Annotated in this window: 11 protein-coding genes and 1 pseudogene; 8 read left to right on the forward strand and 4 right to left on the reverse strand. The window is 47.8% G+C overall.

Annotated elements, in window-relative coordinates; all coding sequences use genetic code 11:
* The 6 genes and pseudogenes from B2751_RS06745 to B2751_RS06770 form a co-directional block, all read left to right on the forward strand.
* Window positions 1-687, forward strand: a pseudogene (locus tag B2751_RS06745) (DUF2157 domain-containing protein); the annotation flags it as partial.
* Window positions 684-1,127: a GDYXXLXY domain-containing protein gene (locus tag B2751_RS06750; protein WP_290773746.1), complete on the forward strand. Its 444-nt coding sequence runs from the start codon at window positions 684-686 to the stop codon at window positions 1,125-1,127. The pseudogene B2751_RS06745 and the gene B2751_RS06750, both read left to right, overlap by 4 nt.
* A gap of 397 nt (window positions 1,128-1,524) precedes the next feature.
* The gene (locus B2751_RS06755; protein WP_035411414.1) at window positions 1,525-2,382 is read left to right on the forward strand and encodes an SAM hydrolase/SAM-dependent halogenase family protein; all 858 of its coding nucleotides are present in this window, start codon (window positions 1,525-1,527) and stop codon (window positions 2,380-2,382) included.
* The gene (locus B2751_RS06760; RefSeq protein WP_056064409.1) at window positions 2,379-2,930 is read left to right on the forward strand and encodes an ECF-type riboflavin transporter substrate-binding protein; all 552 of its coding nucleotides are present in this window, start codon (window positions 2,379-2,381) and stop codon (window positions 2,928-2,930) included. Before B2751_RS06755 ends, B2751_RS06760 begins: the two co-directional genes overlap by 4 nt.
* Window positions 2,931-3,000: 70 nt before the next feature.
* A complete protein-coding gene (locus B2751_RS06765; RefSeq protein ID WP_290773747.1) occupies window positions 3,001-4,704 on the forward strand; it encodes a DUF3744 domain-containing protein in 1,704 nt (567 codons plus the stop codon).
* A complete protein-coding gene (locus B2751_RS06770) occupies window positions 4,695-5,519 on the forward strand; it encodes an energy-coupling factor transporter transmembrane component T family protein (RefSeq protein WP_056064403.1) in 825 nt (274 codons plus the stop codon). Before B2751_RS06765 ends, B2751_RS06770 begins: the two co-directional genes overlap by 10 nt.
* A gap of 61 nt (window positions 5,520-5,580) precedes the next feature.
* On the opposite strand, the gene B2751_RS06775 is transcribed toward B2751_RS06770, so the two are convergent.
* The 4 genes from B2751_RS06775 to folE2 form a co-directional block, all read right to left on the reverse strand.
* On the reverse strand, window positions 5,581-7,374 hold the full coding sequence (locus B2751_RS06775; RefSeq protein ID WP_035411402.1) for a carbon starvation CstA family protein: 1,794 nt from the start codon (window positions 7,372-7,374) through the stop codon (window positions 5,581-5,583).
* Window positions 7,375-7,513: 139 nt separating this feature from the next.
* Window positions 7,514-8,209, reverse strand: a complete 696-nt coding sequence (locus B2751_RS06780; RefSeq protein ID WP_035411399.1) for a LytR/AlgR family response regulator transcription factor — start codon at window positions 8,207-8,209, stop codon at window positions 7,514-7,516.
* Entirely contained in the window at window positions 8,190-9,956 is a 1,767-nt protein-coding gene (locus tag B2751_RS06785; RefSeq protein WP_290773750.1) for a LytS/YhcK type 5TM receptor domain-containing protein, read from the reverse strand. The genes B2751_RS06780 and B2751_RS06785 overlap by 20 nt, the downstream gene beginning before the upstream one ends.
* 109 nt (window positions 9,957-10,065) lie before the next feature.
* Window positions 10,066-10,971 (reverse strand): GTP cyclohydrolase FolE2, encoded by a 906-nt coding sequence (folE2, locus tag B2751_RS06790; RefSeq protein WP_035411393.1) that lies wholly within the window; start codon window positions 10,969-10,971, stop codon window positions 10,066-10,068.
* Between the two features lie 325 nt (window positions 10,972-11,296).
* On the opposite strand from folE2, the gene B2751_RS06795 reads away from it, so the two are divergent.
* Together B2751_RS06795 and B2751_RS06800 are read left to right on the forward strand one after the other, a co-directional pair.
* Entirely contained in the window at window positions 11,297-12,154 is an 858-nt protein-coding gene (locus tag B2751_RS06795; RefSeq protein ID WP_035411391.1) for a TerC family protein, read from the forward strand.
* 164 nt (window positions 12,155-12,318) lie between these two features.
* Entirely contained in the window at window positions 12,319-13,083 is a 765-nt protein-coding gene (locus B2751_RS06800; RefSeq protein WP_035411388.1) for a TerC family protein, read from the forward strand.
* The last annotated feature ends 5 nt before the right edge of the window (window positions 13,084-13,088 follow it).

Genomic DNA, 13,088 nt, shown 5'->3' on the forward strand with positions numbered 1-13,088 from the left:
GCGAGTTATCTTGACTGGACGTCATTCGATCTAATGGTCTTGTTATCGTTCGGCTGGTTTTACTTCAGCCAACGTCTTCCGTCACTTCTGTTTAGTTGGTTGTTCCTTTTCTTTAGTGGTCTATCCTTATTTCTACTTGTGTCGTATAACGGATTCCTGTGGCCAGTCTGGACGCTGTTTTTGCTCGTTCCGGTGATCTGGCTTGTTCGTGAGGAATCCAATCGCCGTATCGTCGAGATGGTCTATCTGGTCGTCGCTGCTATCAGTTCGATCATCTATTTATCCGTTCGTGCGGAATCAAACGTCGTATTACCCTCCGTGACAGAAGCGGTACTGTTAGCTATCGTCTCCACCGGTCTAGGAATCTTTCTCTATCAAAAACGTCGTGGATTGTTGTTCATCGTACCGCTTGGATTCGTCGGAGTACTCTGGATTGATGAACAGGCAATTCTACTTGCCACTCTCTTTGAATTATCCGCGCTACTGTATCTGTTATATCAAGAACGCCGTCATGCAGTCGTCTGGCCAGCCTTTCTCTATTTCATTCTCGTTCAAATTGCGATATATGTCATATATGCATGGGATCGTTTAAACATGTCCTTATTTTTCCTCATTGGTGCGCTACTCATCTTTTTATTGTCCGGTGTCTTATGGTGGTTACGCCGTAAAGGAGGTGTGGCGTCATGAAGCGTTATCTGCTACCAGTATTGCAGACATGCGCCGTCGGTCTGTTGATCGTCAGCTTTTTTGCGACCTCCTGGTTCGGGACATCGTACCGTTTTCGGGCAGAACCGTTTGATCCGTTTGATCCCGTTTACGGCGAATACGTGATGCTTCAGTACCCAGATTTAAAACCTGGTCCGAGGATTCAAAACGGACGTGTCTATGTCAGCTTCAAGACAGATGCTTCCGGTTATGCTCAAATCGATCGGATTTCGAATGAACGATTCTTCGGAAGTGTCGCCGGCGATTATTACGAGCAATATGTATCGATTCCGCAGTTGACGCAGTATTATGTCGAACAGGGAAGCGGAAAACAATACGAAAAAGCAAAAGCACTGGAAGTCCGAGCGGATGTGTCACCATGGGGAACGATCCGGACGACGAATTTAAAGATTTCTGAGTAAAAAACCTTGCGCCAGGAATAAAACGGTTGTACTATTAATTTAAATTTTCAGACAACTGAATCTGCATGTGTAGATGGGAAGAGTAAAGTGATTGGAAATCGATAGAGAGTCTCTGTTGCTGGAAATGAGACGATTTCGATACTTGAAGATGGTCCCGGAGCAGTCGGAAGAACGTGAACCGTGTTCATCAGTAGAACCGACCGGTAGGAAGGATACCGTTAGCATTCCATGGAGTCTCGTACTCCTAGAGGTGGCTGAGCGTGAGTTGAGTCATGAACGAAGGTGGTACCACGTGATCAGACATCACGTCCTGAGCAATTAGGNNCATCACGTCCTGAGAAATAAGGGCGTGGTGTCTATTTTTGAGGAGACGTTCCCGCAGGAGGAGGATGACGAGATGACAGAAGCATTGGTATTGCAATCAGACTTTGGTGTGAGTGACGGGGCGGTCAGTGCGATGTATGGGGTGGCCCATAGCATCAATCCGGAGATTCGGATTTTTGATTTAACGCATGACATTCCGCCATTCCACATTTGGGAAGCGTCCTATCGGTTACTACAGACGGTGCCGTACTGGACGGAGCAAACGGTGTTCGTTTCTGTCGTCGATCCGGGTGTCGGGTCGAGGCGAAAGAGTGTCGTCGCGCGAACACGGACCAATCAATACATCATTACACCGGATAATGGGACGTTGACGCATCTTTGGCAAGCCGGATACATTGCGGAAGTGAGACAACTCGATGATCGACGGCATCGTCTGCCTCGGATGGGTGAATCGTATACGTTTCACGGACGAGATATCTTTGCCTTCACGGGTGCGCGATTATCGAGTCACGTCATCACGTTCGAAGAGGTGGGACCGCTTTTACCTACTGAAGAACTCGTCTTACTCGACCGGACATTTGCTTCATCGTCGGACAACGGTGTTACCGGTATCGTCGAGATTCTCGATGTTCGCTTCGGAAACGTCTGGACGAACATCCCGGTCACGCTCGTCCGCCAGGTGGGTCTTGATATCGGCAACCACGTCAAGGTAAGGGTTTCGTACCGAGACCGGATCGTCTACGAACAAACACTGCTCTTCGGTCATTCGTTCGCCGATGTGCCGGTCGGTTCAGGAGTCGTCTACATCAATTCGCTGGATCAGATTGCTCTTGCCTTGAATCAAGGTTCGTTTGCACATGCATTTGAAGTTGGAATCGGAAATGATTGGAGTGTTAGCGTACAACACATTAAAGGAGGAGATCGAACATGAAAGGATTTACGACAAAACAAATCGTCGCAACTGGGATCGGAGCAGCTGTATTCATCATTTTAAGTCGATTCGCTGCGATTCCGACAGGCGTACCGAACACGTCAATCGAGACAGCCTATGCATTTCTCGCATTCATGGCGGTCTTGTTCGGACCGGTTACAGCCGGCTTGATCGGTCTGATCGGTCATGGCTTAAAAGATGCGATTTTATACGGTTCCCCGTGGTGGAGTTGGGTCATCGTCTCCGGGTTCGTCGGGTTTGGTATCGGATTGATTGCTAACCGAATTCGTTTAGAAGAAGGCGGATTGACGACTCGTAAAATCGTTTTATTCAACGCCACACAAGCCATCGTGCAAGCGATTGGTTGGATCATCATCGCACCTGTACTCGATATTTTAATTTACACGGAGCCGGCGAATAAAGTCTTCGTTCAAGGTGCGGTCGCTGCGACATCAAACATCTTGACAGTCGGTGTCATCGGAACGTTATTACTCGTCACGTATGCCAAAACAAGAAGTAAAGCAGGCAGCTTGAAACGCGAAGTTTGACCGAATGAGCTATGATCCTGTGCGAAGAAACGGCAGGGACATAGCTCATTTAGCTTGGGGGGAGAAAGACATGACAAACGTGATTGAATTTCAGGATTTTTCATTTACATATCGGAGTCAGTCGGAACCGACACTCCGGCAGATTCAGTTAACGATTCAAGCAGGCGAACGCATCTTAATTGTTGGACCTTCGGGTTCAGGAAAAAGTACGCTTGCTCAGTGCATCAATGGGTTAATTCCATTCTCGTACCCGGGAACGTGGAAAGGACAGGTTCTGATCAAAGGGCAGGATGCCCGGACGTTATCGTTATTTGATCGTTCGCTGCATATTGGCACGGTGTTACAGGATCCAGATGCGCAGTTCGTTGGTTTATCGGTTGGCGAAGACATTGCCTTTGCGCTCGAGAACAAACAGACAGGGCGACCGGAAATGCACGAGATCGTCGAACGCGTCGCACGAATGACGGACGTCGAGACGCTTTTGCAAGCGCGATTAAATGATTTATCAGGAGGTCAGCGACAACGGGCGGCATTGGCTGGAGTTCTCGTCGAAGATGCGGATATCTTATTGTTTGATGAACCACTCGCAAATCTCGATCCGGTAGCGGGTCAAGAAGCGATGATGTTAATGGATCGACTGCAACGCGATACGAACCGAACACTGATCGTCGTTGAACACCGAATCGAGGATGTACTGGTCATTCCATTTGATCGCATCATCGTCATGGTCGACGGAGAAATTATCGCCGATCATCATCCTGACGTCATCTTAAGTAACGGAAAACTGCAACAAGCAATATTGCGTGAACCCCTCTATGTCAGTGCCGCACGCTGGGCTGGCATGACCGTGGAGTCTGTGGATCAGCCGAGCCGCATCGATCCTTTTTTAGAGCAGTTCAACCAGAAAGACGTGTTAGAACGTTTAGAAGAAGCTCCTCAAAAAGAGGCTGCAATCTCTGATTCATTGCTTGAACTTGAGCAGTTGGCGTTTCATTATCATCAAGGAACGCCAGTGCTTGAAGATGTGACGGCGACTTTTCAAAAAGGAACACTGACAACGATCGTCGGTCAGAATGGTGCAGGGAAATCAACGCTTGCGAAAGTGTTGAGTGGTTATCAACGGTCAACGAGTGGCCGAATCCTACTTAACGGGACCGACATTACGCACCAACCGATCGCCGAGCGGGCAGGGTCAATCGGATTCGTCCTGCAAAATCCGAATCATATGATTTCGAAGCACCTCGTGCAGGAGGAAATTCGCTACGGGATGCAGACACTCGGATTGAGTGAAGCGGAAGAAAACGAGCGTCTCGAGCAGACGTTACGTCGCTGCGGATTATATCCGTTTCGCAATTGGCCGATCCAAGCACTAAGTTTTGGTCAGAAGAAACGGGTGACGATTGCTTCGATTCTCGTTCGACGACCGGATATCTTGATTCTCGATGAACCGACAGCTGGTCAAGATTACCGGCATTATTCGGATATGATGGGCTTTTTAGAAGGATTGAAACAAGAGGGGATGACGTTACTCATCATCACGCATGATATGCATCTCGTCTTAGAGTACAGCGATCAAGTCTGCCTGGTGCAAGCTGGACGCATCCGTTACGCCGGAACGTCATTTGGACTGCTAAATCAAGAACAGTTGCTGCATCATGCCCATTTAAAGCAAACATCGCTCTTTACGATAGCGAAACATCTCGACATCGATGCGGAACGATTCGTCGAGTCCGTGATTACGGCGGAGCGAAAGGAGCGGGAACAATGGCTGTAGAAATGCTTGGCTATATTGAAAAAGCGTCACCGATTCATCGATTGACGGGAACGACGAAACTGATCGGATTCTTGTTATTTACGACAGCAACGATGTTTACCTATGATACGCGTGTCTTACTTGTTCTTGGTTTAGTCAGCATCGTGTTATTCCGATTGTCACGTATTCAGTTTCGGGAAGTCCGATTCGTTTTGATCTTTACAGCAATATTTGTCCTGATTAATGCACTCGCCGTTTATCTATTCGAACCAGAGCAGGGCGTTGAAATCTACGGTTCGCGTCACGTTTTATTTGAAGGCGTTGGTCGCTTTACGATAACATCAGAACAATTGTTTTATCTGTTTAATCTCATCTTAAAATACAGTGTGATCGTTCCGATTGCTGTGTTGTTTCTCGTCACGACCCATCCGACAGAATTCGCGTCCTCGTTGAACCGGATTGGTGTACCGTATAAAATCGCCTTCGCTGTCTCATTAGCGCTCCGTTACATTCCAGACGTACAAGCGGACTTTCGGACGATTGCGAACGCTCAGGAAGCGCGGGGAATTGCCGTCTCGCATGGTTCGCTTTGGCAACGGGCGCGTAATAGCATCCAGATTTTACTCCCGTTACTGTTTACGAGTCTCGAACGAATTGAAACCGTCAGCAATGCGATGGATCTCCGTGGATTTGGTGCGGGACGAAAGCGGACGTGGTACAACCAACAGACGATGACACGCATCGATTATGTCGCCATCAGTTGTGTAGTACTTTTGACAATTTTCTCGTTTGTCGTCACTTTCCATGACGGCAATCGATTTTATAATCCGTTCTAAGCATGAGATACGAAAAAGGCAGTGGATGCGTCCACTGCCTTTTATCATATAACTAATCCGCTTACGCAGAACGTTTTTGATTTTCCCAACGTGGTGAGTTCAATAGTTCAATCCATTTCTTGACGGCTGAGATCGTAATGACGATCGCGAGCAGTCCCATCGTTACGGATAAGACGGTATTCAAGACGCTAAATCCTGGAGAATCTGGATTTGCATAAACGTTTGCGACCATCCAGATATCAGCAAATGTTACTGTGATCAGGAGGTAGACGAGCGGGATGAACGTCGTCAGGGCATAGACTTTTTTATCGGCGATTTTCAAGATGATCGTCGTTCCGATGATCAAGCCGATTGAAGCCATCAGCTGATTTGATACCCCGAATAATGCCCAAATCGAACCGATGTCACCTGAGAACAGGAGATAGCCCCAGAAGAACGTACCGAGTGCTGAAGCAAAGATTGCACCTGGAATCCAGTCGACGCGTTTGAGTGGTTTATAGAATTCACCGAAGAAATCTTGAATCAAGTAACGGGCGACACGTGTTCCTGCGTCGATTGCAGTTAAAATGAAGACCGCTTCGAACAGAATGACGAATTGGAAGAAGAAACCGGCAATCTCTTTGAACCATGGGATGGCGCGGAAGATGAACGTCATACCGACGGCGAGTGAAACGGCACCACCCGTTCGACCTGCAAGGTCGAGTCCGATTTCACGAGATAAATCATCCAAGTAGACCGTGCTCATACCTAGAGTTGCGAATACTTCTGGTGTTGAGTTGATGGCAAAGTAATCACCGACTTCAAGAGATGTCGCAGCAATCAATGCCATGACGGCAACAAGACATTCAACAAGCATGGCACCAAAAGCAACCGGTTTGATGTCACTCCACCGATTGATCATCTTCGGTGTCGTACCAGAACCAACGAAAGCGTGGAAACCAGAGATTGCACCACAGGCAATCGTGATCGAGATGAATGGCCAGACTGGACCAGCGATGATTGGACCACCGCCATCAACGAACTTCGTGAATGCTGGGAATCGAATGTCCGGGTTGATGATGAAGACACCAACGATTAAGGCAAGGAAAACACCGATCTTCATGAAACTTGATAGATAGTCGCGTGGTGCGAGCAAGAGCCATACAGGCAGTGCCGCAGCGAAGAATGCATAAATCGGTAGAGCGATTGCGAGCTGACGAGAGGACAGGTCGAACCAGTCACCGATGAATGTTTCCGTCAACTGAGGACCAAAACCAATCGCAGCTAAGATGAGTAGAAAACCGACTGTTGAAGCAAGGGCTAGGTTACCACCTTTACGTAAGTAAATCCCAACGAGCATCGCGATCGGAATCGTCGAGAAGACAGCGAATGTGCCCCATGGATTATGTTCAAGTGCGTGCAGGACGACCATCGATAGTCCCGCCATCGTAATCGTGATGATGAAGAGCATCGCAAGACCGGCACAAAAACCAGCGACGGGACCTAATTCTTTTTTAGCGACTTCGGACAACGATTGACCATCTTGACGCATCGAGGCAAACAGGACGACCATATCATGGACCGCTCCCCCGATGACGGCACCGATCAAGAGCCACAGTAAGCCGGGTAGGTAGCCGAACTGAGCAGCAAGGACAGGTCCGACGAGTGGACCAGCAGCAGCGATTGCCGCAAAATGGTGTCCGAATGAGACCCATTTGTTCGTTGGAACGTAATCTTTTCCGTCCGCTAGTTTATGAGCAGGCGTTTCGCGATCATCTTTGATTTTTAAGACTTTCGCAGCCATGAATGTACCGTAGAGACGATACGCGATTAATAAGATACAGATGACAGCAATGACGATGGGAGTAGCGCTCATCTAAAATTCCTCCTCTTGAATGAACTATGATGGATTTAGTATACAAGTTGTGGAAGCGCTTTCTTTAATTTTTAGATGAGTTGTCGATTTTGTACGACGAAAGGTTGAAAAAGGACCTTGAATCACAAAAAAGAAGCACTCAAATACCGAGCGCTTCTTTCAATAGTTTGACATACGTCCGACTGACCGGCACATCGATTTGGTGAATCTTTAAGTTGTAAGCCCCGTTAAACCAAGGTTCAATCGCGTCAATCGCTGATAAGTTCACGAGATACGAGCGATGAACCCGTAAAAACCGATGATCTTGAAGCTTTCGTTCAAGTTCGAGTAAGGTCTCGTTTGAAGGATACGCTTCATGTTCCGTTACGATTTTCGTTTTCCCGTTTTCAGCGACGATGTAATCAATATCTTGCGGAGATAAGAGTTTGAGTCGATCTCCCGTTTCGACAGCTAAACGTTCAAGTCGAGGTGCTTTTTTCGGAAGCGGTCGTGCGACTTTTTCGATGGCGCGCACGATCCGTGCCGGATCATACGGTTTCAAGATGTAGTCATAGGCATTGAGTTCAAAGGCTTCAAGTGCATGAGCATCATATGCCGTTACAAACAAAAGAGCCGGAGGACGTGGCATCGACTTCAATCGTTTGGCGACTTCAAGACCGCTTCCGTCCGTCAGCTCGATATCAAGAAAGACTAAGTCGGGTTGAAGGGAGCGGACGAGTCGTTCCGCTTCTTCGACACTACCGGTTTCTCCGACGACTTCAAGACCGGCTGCGGTCACGTGATAACGGAGCTCGTCACGTGCGAGCGGTTCATCTTCAATCAACAAGGTGCGCATGCTGGTTCTCCTTTCTGACTTCAATGGGAAGGCGAATTGTAATCGTCGTTCCGTTTTGACCGTCACTCGTGATCGTAAACTGTCCTTTTTCACCGTACAGGCTTCGAATCCGTTCTGCCGTATTGAATAACGCGGTACCGGTACCAGAAGATGGAACGACTTCTCGACCGAGACGAGCAAGGCGAGAGGCTTCAATCCCGCGTCCGTTATCGACGACTTCGAGGTAAAGTTGATCTGCCTCACACCATGCCGTCACCCCGACATATCCCGTCTGCTCATTTAAAAAAGCATGAAGGAACGCATTCTCGATCAACGGTTGTAAGATAAACGGTGGAACGAGTAAAGACGTCGTCTCTTCCGCTAAATCGATATCGAGGAACGGTCGATTTGGAAAACGAGCAGCTTCAAGGGATGTATACGCTTCGATATGCTCGAGTTCCTTTTGGAGCGGAATTTTCGTCGAGCGTGCTCCTTGGAGGTTACTACGGAAAAACGTTGATAATTCGAGCAACAATGTCCGTGCCTGTTCGACATCCGTTCGGCACAGTGCATAAATCGTATTGATGGCATTGAACAGGAAGTGTGGATGAATTTGTGCTTCGAGTGCCCGGATCTCGGCATCCTTCAGTAAATCAGCTTGGCGCTGTGCGTTCCCGAGTGCCAGTTGTGTAGAAAACAGTTTTGCTAATCCTTCAATGAGTTCGACTTCCACGGCGTCGAGCAATTCGGCGTGGGGATAGTAGACTTTTAACGTCCCGATCGTCGTTTCCCCGACGATGAGCGGAGCGATGATGCCCGCTTGAAGTGGGCAATCCGTTACGGGACAGCCGATATCGAGTCGTTCCGTCACAAGACGAACTTGTCCATCCTGTAAGACATGTTCGGTTGGTTTTGTCGTCCAGTGACTACCTGCTTGATGGTGATCACTTCCGATGCCAAGGTGAGCAAGGATAACGGATTGATCCGTCAAAGAGACGGCTTCGGCTCGTGTTTGCTGCAACAGAATTTCCGCGACAGCTTCTGCCGTATGGATATGTAGACCACGCGTCAGGTGCGGAAGCGTCAAATCGGCGATATGCAACGACCGTTCTGCTTCTCGTGCACGGACGGTTTCTTCTTCTCGCGCAGCAAGGCGGATGATTGATAAAAATAACCAGACGCCAAGGACGTTAATGAGTGTCATCGGCAAGAAGATGAACTGGACGAGTTCGACAGCCGCATCAAAGGGACGAGAAAACAGTAAAATCAATGACATTTCAAATAGCATCAAAAAAGCGGTCAGACAAACAGGTAACAAGGCTTGGCTGCCGAGTCGGTCACGCCAGTAAGGGCGAAGTAATCCACTGACACCACCGGCGATGACAGTCGAAAGCGCGCAAGCGAACGCTGTGAATCCGCCGAGGGAATACCGGTGAACCCCGACGATCAGTCCAGTCATCAATCCACCAAGCGGACCAGCGAGCAATCCACTGATGACGACGATCATCGTTCGTGTATTCGCGATTGCCGAGGTTCCGTCGACCTCTTCGAGCCAAGCATGGGGCAAGAATTCTGCTAAGTCGACTTTGACCCCTGTATAGTTACTTAAGATCCCATACGTCGCAAAAAACAGGACGAGGACACGGAATTGCCAACCTGCTTCCGGTTGACGCAACAAGCGTCGCGTTGGTCCCCACTGGGCGAGGATGAACGCTAAGATGATCATGATACCAAGTCGCTCGAGTAAAAAAGGAATCAGTTCCAACATATGTATTCCTCCATTCGAGTTAAGTGTAAACGCTCGCAAAACGAAGGGCAATGCCGATAAACAAAAAAGCCGTACTCCCTCTAGTGGAGAGGAAGTACGGCGAGCTTGCTTATTGTGCGTCTTTATCGAACGTGATGCGTGCGATTGCATCATGTTGGTGAATCGTTTCTTCGTTGCGACATTCGACGTAGAACGAAGCAATTGGATCCATTTCGTATAGGTCAGCAGCAATCAAGCGCACCATGTCTTCTACGAAACGTGGATTTTCGTATGCCATCTCTGTCACGCGTTTTTCATCCGGACGTTTGAGTACCGGGTGAAGTGGGGCAGAAGCATTTGATTCAGCCGCATCAAGCAATGATTGTTTCCAGTCAAAGTCTTCTGCTTCATCACGTAACGAAGCTTCCATCGTGACGTAGCCACGTTGGTTGTGGGCACTGTACTCGCTGATTTCTTTCGAACATGGGCAAAGTGTCGTGACGTTGATCGTCAAGCCGACAGATAATGTCGCTTCATTCGTTTCCGTGTTGACGCTGACCGTTTGCCATACTTCGGCATTCATCAACCCACTAAGTCCCGTTGCAGGTGCTTTACGTGTAAAGAACCATGGGTAACGGATCGTCAATTGACCTTCTGTTTGTTCCATACGGTCCGCTAAATCACGCGCGAATTGAATAAGTGATTCATTCGTGACTGTCCAACCTTCGTTGTGATATTGATCAAGTTGTTCCGTTAAGCGACTCATGTTGATCCCTTTACGGTCTTGTACGAGTGACGTCGACAACTCGAACGTTGCGACTGTCGCTTGTGTTTTGTCCCCGTCTTGGATGACGACAGGATGTTTAACGTTTGAGATTCCAACAGCGTCAAGTGCGAACAGGAAGTTCTTCGGTGTATTTTGCAAGTCGACCATTTTATCTTTTTCAGTCGGTTTTGTTCCTTTGATTGGTGGTACCGAACCGAACAGCTTATGTCGCTCTTCTTTCGTTGGTAACGTAATCGGGTAGGTAGACATATTTATGGGCCCCTTTGTCCTTTTGTAGTGTTTCAATAGTAATAACATGACAGGAATGCTAGAGACGAGCAAGTCTGATGATTCCGCAAATGTGTTTCATCGTTTCATTACTAGAAGTGTTGTCTTGAATTTTATCACGAACGTTCGATAAACGAAACTCGCACGACTTAAAATCGACACATTCCATAGCCGGAGGAATAACATGCTTGCAATCGGGTATATTATCCTATAGTATATGTTCAGGTGAACGTGTAATTATTGTTTTTGTCATAGTCATACAATGTATTTTTGATTTTACAGATAGTCAGAGAAAGGGATGACAGAGATGGATTGGCAGTTATTACTTCAATATGCTTGGGTCGTACTCGTCTTGATCGCGCTTGAAGGATTACTTTCGGCAGATAATGCACTCGTACTCGCGGTCATGGTTAAGCACTTACCAGGAGAACAACAAAAGAAAGCACTTTTTTATGGATTAGCTGGAGCATTCGTTTTACGGTTCGCGGCACTGTTCGCGATTTCATTCCTCGTCGATATTTGGCAAATCCAAGCACTTGGAGCAGCGTACTTGCTCATCATGGGATTACGGCATATTTATAAGACCGCTAAGGCAAGGAAACTTGGTGAGAATCATGGCGCCGAAAATGAACTCGATGCAGAGCCGAAGTCGGAAGAGCCAGTTTCTAAAGGTGAATTCTGGCGGACAGTCGCGAAGATTGAATTCGCTGACTTAGCATTTGCTGTCGATTCGATTCTTGCTGCAGTTGCTTTAGCAGTCGCACTTCCGAACTGGGGATCGGGCGAAATCGGTGGTTTGAACACCGGTCACTTCATCGTCATCTTAACGGGTGGTTTAATGGGTGTCGTTCTCATGCGTTTCGCGGCCCGTGTCTTCGTGAAATTACTTGCAGAACGTCCAGGTCTTGAAACAGCAGCCTTTGCAATCGTTGCCTGGGTCGGTGTGAAGCTAGCTGTTCTTGCGCTCGAACATCCGAAATACCATGCATCAATCGAAGGAACAGTCTTCGAAGCCTTAAAACTTCCGGAAGGATTTGCTCACAGTACACCGTGGCAGGCATTCTTCTGGACGGTCATGGTCGGTCTTGCCCTTTGGGGTTGGTTCTCTTCACCAAAAACGAAAGCAAATCCAGATGCGGAAAAGAAAGTTGATCAAAACTTATAAGAAGTGGAACGATCCGTCGATGACGGGTCGTTTTTTGGTGTTAGGTTTTCTTAAACAATGGGAATAAAACACAAGGTTAAGTACTTCAGTCGAGCTTTCATCTTTTTCTTTCCGATCGACCGGCATATAATGAATAGACTGAACAAAAAAGGGGATTCGTTAGTATGGATATTGGATTAATTACACAGTATGCGACCGTCGGGCTCGTACTGATTATTTTGCAAGGGTTATTATCTGCCGACAATGCGATGGTCATGGCTGTCCTAGTCCGACCGTTACCAGACGATCAGCGCAAAAAAGCACTTTTCTATGGTCTCGTCGGGGCACTCGTCTTACGTTTCGTCGCAATCTTCTTTGCCTCGTACCTAGCGACGATTTGGGAGCTTCAGGCACTCGGAGCGATATACCTCTTTTACGTGGCGTTTAAAGGAATCGTTGAGGCACGATCGAATAAACACCAAGTACCGGACTCGATTGCTTCACAAAAAGCCTCACCGAATTTTTGGTGGACGGTTGTTAAAGTCGAATTCTCTGATTTAGCGTTCGCTGTCGACTCGACACTTGCCGCTGTCGCCATGGCAACGACACTGCCGATGATCGGAGGAACGATTGGTGGTCTGAATACAGGTCAATTCTGGGTCGTCTTCTTCAGTGGGATCATTGGTCTCGTCATTATGCGTTACTTTGCGAGTTGGTTCGTTGTCTTGCTCCAAAAGCGACCAGGTATCGAAGAAGCAGCGTTTTGGCTTGTCGCTTGGGTTGGCGTAAAACTCGTCGTCATGACACTTGCGCATCCGTCAATCGACGTCTTGCCGCATGAGTTTCCAGAGAGTACACTATGGCAAACGATCTTCTGGGTCGTACTTGCCCTGATTTTAATCATTGGTTGGTTCCGTAGCGGAAGTAGTTCAACCAAATCAGCAAAATAATACAA

This window comes from Exiguobacterium sp. UBA6282 (genome assembly GCF_002440475.1).
Classification (GTDB): Bacteria; Bacillota; Bacilli; order Exiguobacteriales; family Exiguobacteriaceae; genus Exiguobacterium_A.